Here is a 17,793-nt window from a genome sequence, read left to right as displayed (position 1 = left end):
TGTCGTTCCGGCGCGAGTACTGGAACGCTAATGCACTCCCGCCATATATCTGGTTATCCACGGCGAGGCAGCAGCAATCACCACACCGGCCACAACGGCCACCGAACCGGTGATGCAGAAATAAGCGAATTCGGCCTCGTGGGAATAGAACCGGGCCAGTACCCCGGACAGCGTGGTACCCAGGGCCACCGAGAGGAAATAGAGCGCCATCATCTGGGCCCGGAAATGCTCGGGCGACAGCTGGGTGGTGACCGCCAGCCCGATCGGGGAGAGCAACAACTCCGATACCGCGAATACCGCCATGATGAACAGCACCGCCAGGGCCGGCACGCCGCTGATCCCGGCCAGCGGCACGAACAGCAGGAACGCCACTCCCATACCGATCACCGCAAGCGCGAATTTGCGGGGTGTACTGGGTGCCCGGTTGCCCAGCCGGGTCCACAGCAGCGCGAACAGCGGTGACAACGCGATGATCCACACCGGCTCCACCGAACCGATCCAGTTCGACGGCGCGGTCCATCCGAAGATGTTCCAGTTCATCCGTTCATCGGAGTACACGGCGAGCACGGTGAAGATCTGCTGGAACAGCGCCCAGAACACCACATTGGCCAGGAACAGCGGAATGAATGCCCGCACCCGGCTGCGCTCGGTCCCGGTGACGCGCCGGTGGGTGAGCAGGACAGCGAAGTAGGCGACCGCCGTCGTCACGATCAGCACGGTGGTCACATCGGGCAGATTGCCGACGGTGACCAGGCCGGCCGTCAGTACCAGCGCGATCAGCAGGAGTGCGGCGAGCAGCACCCCGGCCAGCGGTCCGAACATCCGGCGCGGCAGCGGATCGGGCACCTCACGGCCGGCGGCGCCGAGATTGCGCCGGAACGCCACGTACTGGATCAATCCGAGCGCCATACCCACCGCGGCCGCCCCGAACCCGGCGTGGAATCCCCACTCCTGCTGTAGCAACCCGGTGAGGAGCGGGCCGGTGAAAGCGCCCAGATTGATCCCCAGGTAGAACAGCGTGAATCCACCGTCGACCCGCGGGTCGCCCTGCGGGTACAGGGTGCCCAGGAGCGCGGAGGCGTTCGATTTGAGCGCCCCACTGCCCAGTGCCACCAGAACCAGCCCGGTGCCCACCCCGATGAGACCCGGGAGCACCGCCAGCGCGATATGCCCGGTCATCACCACGACCCCGCCGTAGAAAACGGTTCGTTCCATCCCGATCAACCGATCGGAGACCCACCCGCCGAGCACGGTGCACAGGTAGACGAGACCGCCGTAGGCGCCGACCAGGCCGAGGGCGGTGTCCTGGTCGAGCCCGAGCCCGCCACGGGTCGATTCGTAGTACAGGTAGTACCCCAGAATCGTGAGCATCCCGTAGAACGAGAACCGCTCCCACAGTTCGACACCGAACAGGTTGACCAGCCCGATCGGGTGACCGAAGAAAGTCCGGCCGGTACCGGCTGTGGAGGGCGCTGCGGACATGTTCCGACTCTCCCACGCGCGGGGGTGGGCGCGTGGCATCCCGCACAGATCGATACCGCACGTTCACGCGCGGCAGCCGCCCGGTAACGGGCGCCGGGCCGCGGGTCAGGCGATCGACAGGGCGATCCCGTCCAGAATGTCGTGTTCGCTGACCACCAGCTCGGTGATACCCGCCCGGTCCGCCAGCTCGGCTGCCAGTACCTCGGTGATCACCGCACCACCGCCGATGACATCGACCCGTCCGGGGTGCATGGGTCCGAGCGCGGCCCGTTCGTCATGATCCATCCCGATCAGCCGATCGCAGACCTCGTTCAGCCGCGGCAGCTCGATCCGCGCCAGATGCGTTTTCGCCGAATCGTATTCGGGCAGATCCAGCGCCACCGCGGCGAGCGTGGTCATGGTTCCCGCCACCCCGACCCAGGTGTGCACGCCCTCCACCGGTACATGGGTGAAGGCTTCGGTGAGCCGTTCGGTCGCGAATTCGCGGGCGGCCGCCACCTGGTCGGCGTCCGGCGGGTTACCGCGCAGGCACCGCTCGGTGATCCGCACACATCCGATATCGGCCGAGAACGCGGCCCGCACCCCGGCGGCGTCACCGACCACCAGTTCGGTGGAACCACCGCCCAGATCGACCACGACGAACGGTCCGTCCGCGGCGGCCAGCTCACCCACCGCGCCGGCGAACGACAGGCGCGCTTCCTCGTCTCCGGTGATCACTTCGGCTTCGGCTCCGGGCACCGCCCGGCCCAGTTCGGCACGGGTCATGGCGAAGAAATCGGCCCGGTTCGCCGCGTCCCGTGTCGCGGAAGTGGCCACCATCCGCACGCGCCGCACGTCGTGCGCGCGCATGAGGTCCACATAGTCGGCGAGTGCCACCCGGGTGCGTTCGATGGCCTCCGGATTCAGCCGCCCGCTCGCGTCCACTCCTTTACCGAGCCGCACGATACGCATCTCCCGATGCACATCGTGCAGTTTCCCGTCCGCACCGATATCGGCGATCAGCAGGCGGATCGAATTGGTGCCGCAGTCCACAGCGGCCACCCTGTCACTCATGAAGCCTCCTCCGGGCAGGTCGACGTGGTTCACGGGGACCGCAGCGAAGGCGAGGGCACCGCATCATGGAGCCTCCTCCGCAGCCGGTGCGTATTCCGGCCAGTCCGCCGGAATCGCGGTTCCACGCAGTCCGCTCTCGGCCGCCAGCGCCACCGCCTCGTCGCCGAGCGGATTCACGCCCGGGCCCTTGGCCAGCGCGTGCGCGATCAGCACATGCAGGCATTTCACCCGGTCCGGCATCCCGCCGCCGCTGAAATCGGTGCCCAGCGGCTCGATTTCGTCGCGTTCGGCCAGATAGCTCTCATGGGCGGCACGGTAGGCGGCGGCCAAGGCGGCATCGCGGCCGAGCCGTTCGGTCATCCCCTTCATGACCCCCGCCGATTCCAATCGGCTGGCCTCGGCGGTGAGCCGCGGATCCGTGAGGTAGTAGAGGGTCGGGAAGGGAGTACCGTCCGGAAGTTTCGGCGCGGTCTTCACCACTCCGGGCACACCGTCCGGACTCCGGTAGGCGATGGCGAGTACCCCGCGCGGGGCGCGGCCCAACTGTTCGGCGACGATCTGTAGATCTCGGTCGTCGGGTGTGCTCACCTGGGTCCTTCCGGCTGTGGCGCGGGTGGTTCGGGGTTCGGAGGCGGCTCGGAGATACTCCGCCACAGATCCGTGTACCACGGATCGGGCTCGTGCCGCGGTGCCTCCGGATCGGGGATGGCGGGCACCTCCATCCCCGGTACCTGCACGATATAGGGCGTTTCGCCCGGCATCACCAGGCGTAACCGGTCGCGGGCCTCGGACCGGATATAGGCCGGGTCCTCCTGTTGCGCACGCCGGTCCTTCAAACGGTCGATATCGGCCTCGAGGATCTTGCGTTCGGCCGCCAGCTGGTCGGCTTCGGCGCGCTGGGTGAAATAGGTACGCATCGGCACGGCCAAGGTCATCGCCAGCGCGCAGATCACCATCGCCAGAATGATCGCCTTACCCGCCGAGAGCCCGAGGAAGGTCCGTTCGGACCAGTCCCGGGGCCCCGCCTGCCCGGTGCGGGCCCGGCGGGTGGTGCGGCGCACCCGCTCCGCCCCGCCGTGTACCTCGGCGGCCGGGCGGCGCGACGGGGCGCGCGACGTGCGGCGGTCGCCTCGCCCCGCCGGGCTGGTACCGCGCGCACGCCGCTCCGACATCTACTCAGTCCTCGAAGGTGAACCGCGGGAAAGCGACGTCACCGGCGTAGCGGGCCGAATCGCCGAGCGCGTCCTCGATCCGCAGCAGCTGGTTGTACTTCGCCACTCGCTCACTGCGCGCCGGGGCGCCGGTCTTGATCTGTCCGCTGCCCACGGCGACCGCCAGATCGGCGATGGTGGTGTCCTCGGTTTCACCCGACCGGTGCGACATCATGGTCTTGTACCCGTTGCGGTGCGCCAGTTCCACGGCGTCCAGGGTTTCGGTGAGTGTGCCGATCTGGTTCACCTTCACCAGCAGCGCGTTCGCCGCGCCCTTGGCGATCCCGTCCTCCAGACGCTCCGGGTTGGTGACGAACAGATCGTCGCCGACCAGCTGCACCTTGTCACCGATCTCGTCGGTGAGGGCGACCCAGCCGTCCCAATCGTCCTCCGACAGCGGATCCTCGATGGACACCAGCGGATACGCCGCCCGCAGTTCGGTGTAGAACTTCGCCATCTCGGCGGCGGACCGCGCGGACCCCTCGAACTGGTAGGCCCCGTCCCGATAGAACTCGGTGGCGGCCACATCCAGCGCCAGCGCCACATCCCGGCCCAGCTTCAGGCCGGTCTTGCCGATCGCCACGCTGATCAGGTCCAGCGCCTCCCGGGTTCCGGCCACGTCGGGGGCGAACCCGCCCTCGTCACCCAGGCCGGTGGCCAGACCCTTCTCCTTCAGCACCGATTTGAGCGCGTGGTACACCTCCGCACCCCAGCGCAGCGACTCCTTGAAGGTCGGCGCCCCGATCGGCGCGACCATGAACTCCTGGACATCCACCCCGGTGTCGGCGTGCGCACCGCCGTTGAGGATGTTCATCATCGGCACCGGCAGTACATGGGCGTTCGGGCCACCGAGGTAGCGGAACAGTTCCAGCCCCGACGATTCCGCCGCCGCCCGCGCCACCGCGAGCGAGACACCCAGCAGCGCGTTGGCGCCGAGCCGGGATTTGTCCGGGGTGCCGTCCAGGTCGAGCAGCGCCTGATCGACGGTGCGCTGTTCGACCGCGTCCAGCCCGATAACGGCCGGCGCGATCTCGTCGAGCACACCCTCGACCGCCTTCTGCACCCCCTTGCCGTTGTAGCGCTCCCCGCCGTCGCGTAGTTCCACGGCCTCGTGCTCGCCGGTGGAAGCACCGGACGGCACCGCCGCGCGGGTCACGGTGCCGTCGTCGAGGGCGATCTCGACCTCGACGGTGGGGTTACCGCGGGAATCCAGGATCTCGCGAGCTCCGACCTGTTCGATGATGGCCACGAAAACAACACTCCTTCGGCTGCTGGCACGGTAGTGATCAGGGAAGAGCCGTGCGTCTGCGAGCCTAATAGGCCCGGTTGCGGACAGTCCATCCGCCGCCCCGCAGCAGGGCCGGTGGTTCCGTGGACCTACACCCGGCGGCCCACGCTGTAGGCCGCGGCGCGGTTGCGGACCGTCTTCATATAGGTCTCCGACCTGTTGTAGGTGTACAGCGCCCGGCTCCACCCCTCGGCGGTCCGTAGCGTTCCTCCGCTGACACACAGGTAGAGGGCAGCGGTGAGCGCGGCATCGTCGATGCTGTGCGGATCCGCGATCCCGTCCCCGTTGGCATCCGACCCCCACTTGTCCCAGGTCTCCGGGATGAACTGCATCGGGCCCACCGCCCGGTCGAACACCGTATCGCCGTCGAGCCGGCCGGCGTCGGTATCCCGTATCTCCGCGACTCCCGGCGCCCCGTCCAGCGGGATCCCGATGATGGACGGCGCCACCCGGCCGTCCTCGTGGACCCGCGCGCCGCGATGGCGGCCGTGGTCGCTCTCCACACTGCCGATACCGGCCAGTGTGGTCCAGCCGATCCCGCAATCCGGCCGCGAGCGGGCCATCACCGCCGCCGCGTATCCGTATGCCTCCAGGGCGGTCACCGGTATCTCCAGTGCACCGGCATGATCGGCGGCCCAGCCGTGCAGCTGCACCGCGCTCCGGCCGGGCGCGTCGATATCGATGACCGGTGTCGGAGCACCGGGCCCGGGCGGAATGCCCTCGGGGATGGGCACCATCTCCTCGCCCACCCCACATCCGGTGAGCAGCAACGCGACTATCGAAGCGGCGATAACGCCGTACCTGCGGGAACGCACACCATCCATCATCCAGATCGACGTGTTCGTCCATTTTGTCCGCTACTCGTTTCCGGCCGCGCCGGACGGAACACGGCATCGCTGCGCAACCCGATGGTCCCGTCGCCGTTCACAATTCGACGCCGGCCGTCGACCCGAGCTCACCGCTCGCCGCAGACGCTCGTGCAGTACCATTTCGCAAGATCGCAATCGGGGAGGTTCCTGTGAACTTACGCCGCCCCGGCACATACGGGTCGCGCATCGCGCTGCTGGCCGCGACGCTGCTGCTCACCACGGCGGGATGCGCGACAGTCGTTCCGGGCGAAGCCGTCCGTACCCCGGCCGATCTCTCGGTACTCGAGGTGGGGAACTATCGGACCGAGCCGACCGAATACGGAACGGCGGATGGCGAGAAAACAGCCCGCATCCGCGAGGGGCATCGCTTGGGCGACCATGTCGTACTCCCCTTCGAGGTGGATCCCGCGTTCACCGAGCATGTGGGGCGGCAACGATCCGTGGTACTCGATCGCCGGGCCATGGCATCCCTGGTGATCAACGACACTTTCGACGAAGTGGCCGCGGAATTGGTCACCGGCTGGGTACACACCTGGGCCACGGCGGGCGAATTCCCGGATCGGCAGGAGATGAGCGTCGCGGTCCTGCTGTTCCCGGACGCGACGACAGCGCAGCGTGTGGCCGCGGATCTCGAACACGACGATTTCACCTACAACACCGACAATCGGCCGGTGCGGCTGACGAAATCCCCTTCATCGAAGGCGCATTGGCAGCCGGGCACGGCGTCTCTCGTCAGCTGGACAGGTCACGACCGCTATGTCGTTTTCGTCAAATACACCGACTTCACGAACAAAGCCGACCTACCCGCCATGGTTCGGCACACGGAAACCCTTCTCGAGGTACAGCTGCCCCTGCTCGACGAGTTCGAGCCCACACCGGCCGATCGCCTCGGCGATATCCCGCTCGATCCGGACGGCCTGCTGAGACTGGCCTATCCGAAGACCGAACGAATGGTCGCCGTCAGCGGCCCGTCCGGCGTATTCCGTGGCCGCGGCGCGCTGCACGCGCTGAGCGGAATCGCCGACCTGGAGTTCTTGGCGGTGGGCCGGGTCACCGGCATAGCACTGGCCGATACCGTGGTGATGGAGAGCGAGTCGGTGGCGGGCGCCAAGGCCCTCTGGGCCCGGTTCCGGCCACCCGCCGACCGGCCCGAAGAGGGCCGCATCATCGACGCGCCTCGCGGCATCGACGACGACGTGGAATGCTTCTCCAGGAAGGTCGCGGCGAGCTCGATGCAGTCCAATTTCTGCATGCTCCGGACCGGGAGGTACTTCGCGCTCATCGAGGGGATACAGGTGCAAGAACTGCACCAGAAGACATCCGCCCAGTACGCCCTGCTCGCCGGGAGTTGAGCCCATGGCGCACAGGAGCACCCGCACCGGAAATATGCTTCCCACCCGCCCGCTGCTGGCGCTCCTCACCGCCGTGGCACTCGCGGCCGGGAGCACAGCATGCGGGAACGCGATCGCCGGGCGAGCAGGCCCGGGAACGACCCCCGCGGCGATCGAGGAGCTCGAAACCGGACTCTTCCCCACCGAACCGGCGGATTTCGAGCTGACGGTTCAGACACCGCAGGATGTCTACGCCTTGGAATCGCGCCGGATGTTCGAGTATCTCGTCTCCCCGCACCAGGTGGATCCGGACCTCGAATACCTCGACAATACGATGATCATCGTGGACGGGGGAGGGGTCTTCGGCACCCTGCTCCCCGATGAGTTCGAGCAGATCTCGACCGAGAACTACCTGGTGTCGGGTGCGATCACAGCACGCGGCAACAACAATGTCCGCGCGGGCAAACATATGATCATCGCGCTGATGCGTTTCGGCACCGAGGATCACGCGCGAGCCGCGGCGCAGGGCTTCGCCACGGCGGCCGACCGGATATCCCCGGGCCGCGAGAAACTGGCGATCGCCGGCCACGACAGCGCGCTCGCCGCGCTCACCGCCAGCCGGGATCGCGCACAAGTCTTCGCGGTGAGTGGGCCCTACGTGATCGTCGGTCTCCTCGCGGCTCCCGCCGACCAGGCCCCGAGAATGGGCGACTGGATCGGAGAACTGCTCGATCTCCAGTTCGCGGCGCTGGCCGAGCTCACTCCGACACCACCGGACAGTATTCTCGACCTGCCCCTCGACCCCGAAGGCATGCTGCGGATAACGCTGCCCGGGGAGTACCCCACCTCCACGGCTTTCGGGGGCCCGATCGGGTCCTATCCACCCGCCGGGCATTTGCACTTCGAATACGACGCCGAGAACCTGCCGGATTACGACCGCTACGCCGTGGACGTCGTCGCCAGAAACGATGCCGTCGTCTACCGCACGGGCGGGCCGGAGCAGTCGTTCGCGTTACAGACCGCGCTCTCCCGGCTCGGCGACTACGACGAGGAGATCGCCGGCCCACCGGGGATAACGGACTCCCGCTGTGTGGTTCGCGATACCGCGCCGGCATTGTTCGGAAGTCACTACTGCGTGATCGTCTACGACCGATATGTCGCGGTGGTCAACGGGAGTGGGGTGGGCGAACTGGCCGATCCGGAGCTCTACCAGCGCACTTCGGCCCAATACGCCATCCTGGCCAACAACCGGTAACCGCGGAAGAGGAGAAGGAATGGCGTTACCCACCGGCGCCGTGATCGGCGGTTACCGGATCATACGAGTGCTCGGTAGCGGCGGTATGGGAGCGGTGTATCTCGCTCGGCATCCCAGCCTCCCCCGCCGAGACGCCCTCAAGATTCTCAACGAACAGCTGTCGGGCGACCCGGAGTTCCGTGCTCGGTTCCAGCGCGAAGGCAGTCTCGCCGCGAGTCTGGATCACCCGAATATCGTCGCCGTCCACAACCGGGGCGAGGAGGACGGGCGGCTCTGGATCGCGATGCAATACGTACCGGGAACCGATGCCGCGGAAGAAGCGAAGCGGAATCCCGCGGCCATGAACCCGAGACGGGTGATGCACATCATCTCCGAAGTCGGCAAGGGTCTCGATTACGCACACCGGTGCCGGCTCCTGCATCGTGATATCAAACCCGCCAACTTCCTGCTGTCCGACTCCCCCGACGGCGACGGAGAACGAGTCCTGCTCACCGATTTCGGGGTGGCCAAATCGGTGGAGGACAAACAGGACCTCACGGCCACCGGGAAATTCGTGGCGACCGTGGCGTACGCGTCCCCCGAACAGCTCCTGGGCCACCGGCTCGACCACCGGTCCGATATCTACAGTCTGGGCTGCTCGGCGTACCGTTTGCTCACCGGTCAGAATCCCTATCCGTCGACGGTGCCGGCCGTGGTGATGATGGGTCATCTGCAGGAACCGCCACCGAACGTCTCCAGTATCCGGCCGGACCTGCCGATGGCCCTCGACCGCGTCTTCGCCAAGGTCCTGGCCAAGGATCCACAGGACCGATACGGCAGCTGCCGCGAATTCGTCGCCGACGCGGAGGCAGCGCTGCAAGGACGGCTCGTTTGGCCCGCACCCGCCGCCCCGGCCACGAACACCGGCTTCCCGCAGCACCCGACGGGCACGGTGCCCACCACGGGCACGCCGGACACGGGGCCCACCGGCGACGGACACTGGCCGGGGTCCGTCCTCACGCAACCCCATGTCTCCACCGTCCGGACGAATCCGGCCGGTCCGGCAAGAGCCCGGCGCGCATTCGCGATCACAGCCGCGGTGGCTGTGATCGTCATCGCGGTCGCCACCGCGCTCTTCACGGTGAGAAACAGCGGATCCGATCCCTCCACCGGGCCGGATCTGGCCCGGGTACGCGCGGAGCATCCCGAATTCGGGGGTAGAACAGTGGCCGCGTTCGACTACACGGATTCGCTGCTCACGGTGGCACTGGACGGTTCCTCCCAGGCCGATTTCCTCCGAGATATCGGATTCCGCTACAGCGAACAGTATGTGCCCCGGAATCGTGACGAGATATCGCCGCGGGAGCTTTCACCCGAGACTTTCCAACTGCACGGCCAGTTCGACGTTCTCATCGTGCTGCGCTCGGACAGCGCGGCGGGAAACGGCGGGCTGGGCGGGCTGCCCCGTACATTCCTCAGATCCACAGCACCGATCGTCGTCATCGACGATATCGCCGCGGTACAGGCCTTCCGGACATGGACCGAGCACTCTCCGAAGGCGCTGGTGGAGAGGATGGTCCCGGAGATCGCGACAGTGCTGAGCTGAACGGCGGGGATGCGAATGTGGTACTCGAGACGATTTCTGCGCACCGCAGGCCTTCTGGCCACGGTATTCATCGCGGCGAGTTGCGGCACCGGCGATACGGAAACTCCGGAGGTCGACACCTCCGCGCTACAGCCCGGTAATTACCGGACCGTCCCCCGCAGCACCGAGGAAGTTCGCACCCCCCTCAATATCGCGATACTCGAGGCCGTCCGGCTCGGCCGGACCATGCCGGCGGTCTCGGAGGTCGACCCTCGACTGGTTTTCGTCCATCACACATACGCGGGCGGCTACTACACCGCGGAGCACCCGCCTACGGAATACCACGAGGGTGTGGGTATCGCGAATTTCTCGACGGTGGTTCCCGGCCTGGTGGCCGGATGGTCGGTCAACGGGCAGCGCCGGGAGCAACCCTCCCTCGGCCGGAACGCGTCGATCACCCTGCTGCGGTTCACCGATGCGGCGCGAGCGCAACACGCCGCACAGGTCCTGTCGACGAATCCGCGGAACGAACTCGTCCGTGCCATCGAGATACCGGGGCATCCCGAGGCCCGAGGCCATGTCACCGAATACGACAGCGTGATGGCTTGGACGCCGCACGCCGAGTACCTGATCTACACCTATGTGGGAATGGGGGTGGATATACCCCCCGATCAGCGTCCGCTGGCCGAGTTGACCACACGGCTGCTGGACGCCCAACTCGGGAACCTGCGCGGCTACACGCCCACTCCCCTGTCCGAGCTGGCCGAACTACCGGTAGATGTCGACGGTATGCTGGCCCGCACCCTGCCACCCACCGACGAGGGCACAGCCGAAGCCGTCATCACCTCGGCGATGGCACGCCAGCTCGTCGGCAGAACGGACCGCACCGGCCCGGCATTCGACGATGCCGGAGTGGATCTGGTCGTCCGAGCCGAACCCTGGATATACCGGGCCGAGGACGCCGCGGCGGCGCAACGACTACAGGCCCATTTCGTATCCTCGCTCGACCCGGAGTACCGCGTCGTGGAATCACCGCCCGGGATGCCGATGGCGCATTGCGCCGAGCACAGCGAGCAGACCGCATCATTCCAGTGCCTCTTCACCAATGACCGGTACACAGTGGTTTTCAGCGGACAGCAGCTACAGGAACTGCATCAAAAGGTGGCCGCCCAATACCTGTTGCTGGATACCGCTTCCTGATACAGCAGTGTTTCACCGATCAGTGGGCCGAAAAATATGTCCCGGACGGAATTCCGTCCGGGACATATAACCGCTGACGCGAGAAGTCGATCGGTCCGTTCAGAGCCAGCGCGCCGCGTTCATCTTGTCCGTGCTGGTCATATTGATCGCACCGTCTTCGACGACCTTGGCGATCCGCTCCATGATGTCCATCAGCTGGTTGTGGGCATCATCCCAGCGCAACTGCTTGGCGCGGTAGGCGTCCTTGGCCTCACTGGTCTCCCAGGACGCGGCCAACTGGCTGACATAGCTCTCCAGTTCGGCCTGCGTTTCCGTCAGCCGCCCTTTGGCGTTACGGATATCCCCGGCCATCGCGGTGAGCTGGGCTTCCGAATACTTCACTTCCGACATGTCGTGTACTCCTCTGAGATCGCTGGGTGGCTTCTAGATCCGCAGGCTCGAGCCCAGATCGGACGACAGCCCCGAGTTGTGGAAGGCTTCCTGGTTGGCCTGCTCGGCCTCCGTGTAGCCCTTGCCGTTCTCACGGATCAGCACAGCGATCTCGGCCAGCACATCGTGCAGCTTCTTGGACTGGGAGTCGTAGTCGGCCATGACCTTGAGGAAGGTGGCGGCGGCGCCGCCCTTCCAGGCGCCCTCCGAACTCGCGACAATGTTGCGGACATTGCCGAGTTCGCCCTGCAGCTGCGAGTTCACCGTTTCGACGTGCTTGGCAGCGGTCTCCATAGCCGCGAGATCGGTAGTGACGTTGCCCGCCATGGGTCCTCCTTTACAAGAGTTCGGATCCGGACCCCCTGCGCCCGCAAACGGCCCGAACTTGCCTTCATGATGATTGGACGCGGCACCCGCGCAATCGGTTCCAGTGGATTTCGGAAAATTTCCCGGCCGGAGTCATGGCACGACGTCCAGCGAGGTCGCCAGGTCTTCACAAATAGGTGTGATCGAGTCCTGCCCCCCTGTCCGGTACTGGCACCCGATGCTGATCTGGGTGCTGTGCTCGACGATAACATGCCAGTCAACGATCGAACCGTCCTCCGGATACTCGGTATAGGCCAGGCCGGGACGGCCGGCGAACACCGCATCGCGGCGGAGCGCCGATACGGAACCCGCCGGCCGCCGCGCGATCTGATCCTCGAGTGTGATGGCGACCCGGTCGTAGCCGGCGTCCGCGGCCAACGGCTGCTGCGTCACGGTGATACGGGCGCGCAGCCCGGCGTCGGGAACCAATTCGAGGCGCCGCCCGGGATCGGCGGAGGGCTGCGCGAGCCGCCAGCCGTTGGGCACGGTGATCCGGACCGCGCCCAACGTCACCGGACCGGGACGGGTTTCGGGATCGGACGTCGCCCGGACGGATGTGGGCCCGGCGGACGGCGGTGGTGGGGAGGCGACTGTTTCGGAGGAGCCACCGGTGGATCGGACGAGCACGATACCGCCCCCGATCAGCACCGCGGCGGCGAGCACCGCCGCCGCTGCGAGGTAGAGCGGGGTCCGCGACCGGGGCGGCCGGGTGGCCGCGGCTCGTTCCCGCAACGGTTGCAGCCATTCGCTGTCACGCTGGGCCGGCGGCAGACCGGGCGGCACGACCGCGGTTTCGCTGCGCCGCGCCCGCACCAGGTCGGCACCCGCGACCACGACCAGTTCCGCGTTGTGTCCCAGATCGGCGATCACCGCAGCGATGAGATCCGTGAAATCGGCATCGGCGCGCCCGACGACGATCACCGCGCTGACCGCGCATCCGTGCAGGAGCCGTTCGAGCAGCGCGCGAAACGCGGCGGTTCCGTGCTCGTCCGCGGCGATCTCGGCGGCGGCCAGAACAGGTTCGTGCTCGCAGTATTCCAGGCGCGGCCCGTCCTGGGCCGCAACCACTGTCGAAGCGGTGGTGGACAGTGGGCCGAACTCGAGCACCACCGTGCGTACGTCCCGCAGCCGGCGGCTCGCGGTGACCGCGCGCAGCGCCGTGGGCTGCAGCACCACCTCGTCACCGTGCCGACCTGCCGCCGTTTCGAGAACGGCGAGCCGGTGCGGATCCCAGTCGGTCGGGTGCACGATGGTGAGCCGCTCGCATGGTGTGGGGATACGCAATTGTTCCAGCGTATGACCGAATACCGCGGCCAGCGCGTCCACCGGTTTCGGCATACCCGGGTCGTAGGCGATGCGGTCGGCGGCGGCGAGCTGGACCGGTGAGACCGCGATCGAGGGCGGCGCCAGCGGTTCTCCGACGACCAGCGTGCGCCCGTCGGTGGCCGGTACGACCGAGGGGATCAGATCCGCGTGAGTATTCGCGCTCCACGACCACAAATGTGTTTCGTTGAGCGCGATTTCGACGGCCGACATTATTGGGCCGGCATCCACGCGGTCTGGATGAGTTCGATCCCCGACCGGCCGACGAGGGTACCGCGGCCGGGCGGCATGGCGCTGGGCCGGACATTGCCGAGCAGGCCACCTTCCTCTCGGCTACCGCTCATGACCAGTCCGGGAGTGGCCAGATCCCGGAGCCGGGAGATCACCGTTTCGTACATGGCCCGGCCCGCACCGCCGGAACGCCGCGCGATGATCAGATGCAGGCCGATGTCCTTGGCGTGGGCCAGGTAGTCGACGATCTGCGCGATCGGATTCCCCGTCGAACCGCTGGATACGAGGTCGTAGTCGTCGACGATGACGAACAGATCGGGGCCGGTCCACCAGGAACGGTCGCGCAATTGCTGCGGGGTGACGTTCGGGCCGGGCATCCGGCTCTGCAGCAGCGCGGCGAGATCGCGCATATTCGTGGTGAGGCCCTCGGCTCCGGTGGCATAGGCGGCCAGTCGCTCCTGATCGAAATCACCGAGCATGGTCCGCCGGAAATCGACCAGCACCAACGCGGCCTTGTCCCGCGCATTCGATTCGATGATCCCGCTGACGATATTGCGCAGCAGTGTCGTCTTACCGCATTCGGTGTCACCGAAGATGAGGAAGTGCGGGTTCTCGTCGAAGTTGAGGAAAACCGGCGCCAACTCGGATTCGTTGATCCCGACGGGGATCACGACATTGCGGCGATCCTCCGGACCCTGCCAGGGGCCGATGGCACGAACGAACTGACCGCGATCGAGCTGTTCGGGGAGCATACGGACCTGCGGAGCGGCGCGGCCCGGGGTCACCTGCCGGATCCGGCCGACCGCGTCGGCGACCCCGCGGCTGAGATCCTCGGTTCCGGAGGACCCGTCGACCCGGGGCAGCGCGGTGAGCATGTGCAGGCTCTCCGGCGTCATACCGCGGCCCGGGCGGCCCTGCGGCACCAGCGCGGCGATCTTGCGGCCGAATTCGGAATCGGCCGGATCACCGAGGCGCAGTTCGAGCCGGGTACCGATCTGATCCTTCAGCTGTGGGCGCGCCTCCATCCAGCGCGACAGCGCGATCACCACGTGCACACCGTAGGAAAGGCCCTGCACCGCCAAATTCATGATGGCCTGTTCCAGGGGTTCGAAATCCTGCCGGATGGAACCGAACCCGTCGATCACCAGGAAGGCGTCGCCGAACGGGTCCTCGTGCGCTCCGGCGGCCGCCTGGCTGCTCGCCGGATCCTCGGCGCGCAGCCGCCGGAATTCCGCCATCGATTCGATCCCGAGCTGCCGGAACCGTAGTTCGCGAGATCGCACGATGGTGGTCATCTCCGCGATGGTGCGCCGCACCTTGTCCTGATCCAGGCGCCCGGCCACCGAACCGACATGGGGCAGACCTTCGAGACCGGCCAAGGTACCGCCACCGAAGTCCAGGCAGTAGAACTGCACCTGCTCGGCGGTGTGGATCAACGACATCGACATGATGAACGTGCGCAGCATGGTCGATTTACCCGACTGCGGGCCACCGACCACCGCGACGTTGCCCTGCGCGCCGGCCAGATCCACGACCAGCGGATCACGCCGCTGGTCGTAGGGGCGGTCGACGAGACCGATCGGGGCGCGCAAACCGGCGACCGCGTTGTATTCGCCGGTGAGCAGCGGGTGCTGCACGAGCCGTAGGAGCTCGTCCAGCGACGGCGCGGCGTCCAGCGGCGGCAACCAGATCTCCTTGGCGGGCCGTCCGTGCCCGCGGATACGGGAGACCAGCATGCCGAGATCGGAGATCTGCTCCCCGTTCTCGATCAGGGGCTCGGGGGTGTCGAGCGGTTCGGGCGCCACCGGAAGCCGGTCCGCCGCGCGGAACTCGACATGTTTGGCGAGGAACGGCCGGGCGGTGATATCGATATCGCCGGCCGCGGTGGCGACGGTGATATCGCGCTGCGGCCCCCCACCCTTGTAGGGCCCGGAAACGTAGGACGCCTGGAAACGCTGGATTTCGCCCGCATCGGTTTTCAGATAACCGCCACCGGGGGTGCTCGGCAGATTGTAGGCATCCGGGATGCCGAGAACCTGACGGGACTCGTTGGCGGAGAAGGTTTTCAACCCGATCCGGTAGGAGAGATAGGTTTCCAGACCCTTGAGTTTGCCCTCCTCGAGACGCTGCGAGGCGAGCAGCAGATGCACATGCAGAGATCGGCCGATCCGGCCGATCTGCACGAAGAGGTCGGCGAAATCCGGGTGCATGGTGAGCAGTTCGGAGAACTCGTCGAGCACCACGAACAGCGCGGGTATCGGTTCCAGATCGGCACCGGCGGCCCGGGCCTTCTCGTATTCGGAGACATTGGCGAAGTTACCGGCCTGCCGCAGCACCTCCTGGCGGCGGTTCATCTCACCGGCCAGCGCGTCGCGCATACGCTCGACGAGATCGGCCTCCTCTTCCAGGTTCGTGATGATGGCCGCGACATGCGGCACACCTTCCATACCCAGGAAGGTCGCGCCACCCTTGAAGTCCACCAGGACCAGATTGAGCTGATCGGGCGAGTGAGTGGCGAGCAGACTGAGCACCAGCGTGCGCAGGAACTCCGATTTACCCGAACCGGTGGCGCCGATGCACAGACCGTGCGGGCCCATACCGGATTCGGCGGCCTCCTTGATATCGAGGAAGACGGGCAGGCCGTCGGCCCCCACACCGAACGGGACGCGCAGGCGTTCCCGGCCGTACCGGGGCCGCCACGCGCTCTCCGGATTGAACGAGCCGAGATCTCCCAGGCCCATCAACTGGGCCCAGCTGTCGATGGTCTCCGTCTCCGCGACCTCGATATCACTGCTGCGCTGGGTGGCCGCGCGATACGGGGCGAGCCGGCGGGCGACCTGCTGGGCCTGTTCGGGACTGATCCGGTCGATAACGGCGAAACGTTCCTGGTTGCCGGTGGCACCGCGCCCCAGGCATTCACCGTTGCGGATGGTCAGGGTGATACCGCGGGAGACCGCCAGCCGCGGCGCGTAGCCGCAGAGATCGATCACCGTGACACCCTCGTACCCGGCTTCGCGGAGGTGATCCTCCTCCGCCTCGAGCAGACCACCGTCGACCACGATCACCACGTGCACCATGGCGGAGTTCGTGGGCTGGTTGCGGGAGTAGCGGACCCGGTTGGCGAGCAGTGGCGCCAGCCCCGCCATCGCCTCGCGGATGGAACCGTAGAACATGCGCTGGGTGCCGACGCCGTCCTGCGCGTCCGGGTGCTGGGTATGCGGCAGCCATTTCGTCCACTCCCAATCCGGGCTGGTGTCGGGGCCGCAGACGATCGCGGTGAGCACCTGGTCGGGGCCGTGGAACATGGCCAGCTGGACCAGCATCGCGCGCACCATATCGCGGGCCTGGACCCGGTCGCCGTCGAGTGCGACGGTGGCGAAGCCCTTCACCGCGATCGCGGTGGGCAGATCGGGGACCGTGGAATGAGCCCGCACGAACCGGCGCAGGGAGACCGCGGCGATCGGTTCCAGCTCCTCCACCGGCCCGGTTTCCGGCGCCACCAGCCGGGTGGCCAGACGCTGACCGCCGATACCGATACGGACGTGACAGAAATCCTTGTCGGTGGGGCGGCGCTCCCACATCCGGGAGGTGCCCGCGAGCATCCAGATCAGCCCCGGTTCCGGATGACTCCACTCCACCGCGGCGCGCTGCTCACCGGCGGTGGCGTCGACATCCTTGCGGACCTGATCGAGATAGCGCAGATAGTCCTTGCGATCCTCGTTGGCCTCCGCCGCCTTGGCACCCTTGCCGTTTCCCTGACCGGCGAACATGCCGATCATCGAGACCATCATCATCATCGGGAACATCAGCGTCATCGGATTCGACGCGATCCCGCCGCCCTGGGTGAACAGCAGCGCCATCATCCCGACCATGCCGATGATCATCACCACCGGCATGAGCTTCATCAGCAGGTTTCCCGGCGTGACCCGGGGAATTTCGGGGGGCGGCTGCAGTGTCACCTCACCGCCGGGGGTCCGCGGGACCTCTCTGCGCGCACGCCGCTGAAACCGGACGGTGGTCATCGAACGAGCTCCCCCTTGTGACAATGCGATGTTCGGGCTCAGTGTAGAGGCAGGCACGAACATGTCGTACAGTTCGACCTGCATTCTGCTGGCCACACGGCCGGGCACGCAACCCGCCATCCGCTGGGAGAATGCGGGAAACAGCTGGGTAGCGAATCAACTTGGGGGA

Annotated in this window: 14 protein-coding genes; 4 read left to right on the top strand and 10 right to left on the bottom strand. The window is 66.9% G+C overall.

The window, feature by feature from the left end:
• Positions 1–27: 27 nt before the first annotated feature.
• From ACYR7D_RS10195 to ACYR7D_RS10170, 6 genes are all read right to left on the bottom strand, one after another.
• Positions 28–1,482: a peptide MFS transporter gene (locus tag ACYR7D_RS10195; protein WP_459549357.1), complete on the bottom strand. Its 1,455-nt coding sequence runs from the start codon at positions 1,480–1,482 to the stop codon at positions 28–30.
• A 105-nt stretch (positions 1,483–1,587) separates the two neighbouring features.
• Positions 1,588–2,535 (bottom strand): Ppx/GppA phosphatase family protein, encoded by a 948-nt coding sequence (locus ACYR7D_RS10190; protein ID WP_459549356.1) that lies wholly within the window; start codon positions 2,533–2,535, stop codon positions 1,588–1,590.
• Between the two features lie 63 nt (positions 2,536–2,598).
• A complete protein-coding gene (locus ACYR7D_RS10185) occupies positions 2,599–3,123 on the bottom strand; it encodes a DUF501 domain-containing protein (protein WP_459549355.1) in 525 nt (174 codons plus the stop codon).
• Positions 3,120–3,707: an FtsB family cell division protein gene (locus ACYR7D_RS10180; protein ID WP_459549354.1), complete on the bottom strand. Its 588-nt coding sequence runs from the start codon at positions 3,705–3,707 to the stop codon at positions 3,120–3,122. Before ACYR7D_RS10180 ends, ACYR7D_RS10185 begins: the two co-directional genes overlap by 4 nt.
• 4 nt (positions 3,708–3,711) lie before the next feature.
• Entirely contained in the window at positions 3,712–4,995 is a 1,284-nt protein-coding gene (gene eno, locus ACYR7D_RS10175; protein WP_459549353.1) for a phosphopyruvate hydratase, read from the bottom strand.
• A 128-nt stretch (positions 4,996–5,123) separates the two neighbouring features.
• Positions 5,124–5,858 carry a lytic transglycosylase domain-containing protein gene (locus ACYR7D_RS10170; RefSeq protein WP_459550109.1) on the bottom strand — a complete coding sequence of 245 codons (735 nt, stop codon included), beginning with the start codon at positions 5,856–5,858 and terminating at the stop codon, positions 5,124–5,126.
• 194 nt (positions 5,859–6,052) lie between these two features.
• Here ACYR7D_RS10170 and ACYR7D_RS10165 point away from each other — a divergent pair, with 194 nt between their 5' ends.
• From ACYR7D_RS10165 to ACYR7D_RS10150, 4 genes are read left to right on the top strand one after another with little or no spacing between them, the layout of a single operon-like run.
• Complete coding sequence (locus ACYR7D_RS10165) at positions 6,053–7,255, top strand: DUF7373 family lipoprotein (RefSeq protein WP_459549352.1); 1,203 nt, start codon at positions 6,053–6,055, stop codon at positions 7,253–7,255.
• Between the two features lie 4 nt (positions 7,256–7,259).
• Positions 7,260–8,489 carry a DUF7373 family lipoprotein gene (locus tag ACYR7D_RS10160; RefSeq protein ID WP_459549351.1) on the top strand — a complete coding sequence of 410 codons (1,230 nt, stop codon included), beginning with the start codon at positions 7,260–7,262 and terminating at the stop codon, positions 8,487–8,489.
• Positions 8,490–8,508: 19 nt separating this feature from the next.
• A complete protein-coding gene (locus ACYR7D_RS10155) occupies positions 8,509–10,074 on the top strand; it encodes a serine/threonine-protein kinase (RefSeq protein WP_459549350.1) in 1,566 nt (521 codons plus the stop codon).
• Positions 10,075–10,089: 15 nt separating this feature from the next.
• On the top strand, positions 10,090–11,253 hold the full coding sequence (locus ACYR7D_RS10150; RefSeq protein WP_459549349.1) for a DUF7373 family lipoprotein: 1,164 nt from the start codon (positions 10,090–10,092) through the stop codon (positions 11,251–11,253).
• 99 nt (positions 11,254–11,352) lie between these two features.
• On the opposite strand, the gene ACYR7D_RS10145 is transcribed toward ACYR7D_RS10150, so the two are convergent.
• The 4 genes from ACYR7D_RS10145 to eccCa form a co-directional block, all read right to left on the bottom strand.
• Positions 11,353–11,643, bottom strand: coding sequence for a WXG100 family type VII secretion target (locus ACYR7D_RS10145; RefSeq protein ID WP_459549348.1), 291 nt, complete (start codon positions 11,641–11,643; stop codon positions 11,353–11,355).
• A gap of 33 nt (positions 11,644–11,676) precedes the next feature.
• Positions 11,677–12,009: a WXG100 family type VII secretion target gene (locus tag ACYR7D_RS10140; protein WP_459549347.1), complete on the bottom strand. Its 333-nt coding sequence runs from the start codon at positions 12,007–12,009 to the stop codon at positions 11,677–11,679.
• Between the two features lie 132 nt (positions 12,010–12,141).
• Positions 12,142–13,584, bottom strand: coding sequence for a type VII secretion-associated protein (locus tag ACYR7D_RS10135; RefSeq protein WP_459549346.1), 1,443 nt, complete (start codon positions 13,582–13,584; stop codon positions 12,142–12,144).
• Positions 13,584–17,624 (bottom strand): type VII secretion protein EccCa, encoded by a 4,041-nt coding sequence (gene eccCa / locus ACYR7D_RS10130; RefSeq protein ID WP_459549345.1) that lies wholly within the window; start codon positions 17,622–17,624, stop codon positions 13,584–13,586. Before eccCa ends, ACYR7D_RS10135 begins: the two co-directional genes overlap by 1 nt.
• Positions 17,625–17,793 lie beyond the last annotated feature (169 nt).

Source organism: Nocardia sp. X0981 (assembly GCF_977089955.1).
Note: the sequence above shows the minus strand (reverse complement) of the source record. Positions and strands in the feature narration are given on the sequence as shown.

Excerpts from the sequence above, each read along its gene's own strand:
- ACYR7D_RS10195 (WP_459549357.1), bottom strand. The coding sequence starts at position 1,482 with ATGTCCGCAGCGCCCTCCACAGCCGGTACCGGCCGGACTTTCTTCGGT.
- ACYR7D_RS10190 (WP_459549356.1), bottom strand. The coding sequence starts at position 2,535 with ATGAGTGACAGGGTGGCCGCTGTGGACTGCGGCACCAATTCGATCCGC.
- ACYR7D_RS10180 (WP_459549354.1), bottom strand. The coding sequence starts at position 3,707 with ATGTCGGAGCGGCGTGCGCGCGGTACCAGCCCGGCGGGGCGAGGCGAC.
- ACYR7D_RS10170 (WP_459550109.1), bottom strand. The coding sequence starts at position 5,858 with ATGGATGGTGTGCGTTCCCGCAGGTACGGCGTTATCGCCGCTTCGATA.
- ACYR7D_RS10160 (WP_459549351.1), top strand. The coding sequence starts at position 7,260 with ATGGCGCACAGGAGCACCCGCACCGGAAATATGCTTCCCACCCGCCCG.
- ACYR7D_RS10155 (WP_459549350.1), top strand. The coding sequence starts at position 8,509 with ATGGCGTTACCCACCGGCGCCGTGATCGGCGGTTACCGGATCATACGA.
- ACYR7D_RS10150 (WP_459549349.1), top strand. The coding sequence starts at position 10,090 with ATGTGGTACTCGAGACGATTTCTGCGCACCGCAGGCCTTCTGGCCACG.
- ACYR7D_RS10145 (WP_459549348.1), bottom strand. The coding sequence starts at position 11,643 with ATGTCGGAAGTGAAGTATTCGGAAGCCCAGCTCACCGCGATGGCCGGG.
- ACYR7D_RS10140 (WP_459549347.1), bottom strand. The coding sequence starts at position 12,009 with ATGGCGGGCAACGTCACTACCGATCTCGCGGCTATGGAGACCGCTGCC.
- ACYR7D_RS10135 (WP_459549346.1), bottom strand. The coding sequence starts at position 13,584 with ATGTCGGCCGTCGAAATCGCGCTCAACGAAACACATTTGTGGTCGTGG.
- eccCa (WP_459549345.1), bottom strand. The coding sequence starts at position 17,624 with ATGACCACCGTCCGGTTTCAGCGGCGTGCGCGCAGAGAGGTCCCGCGG.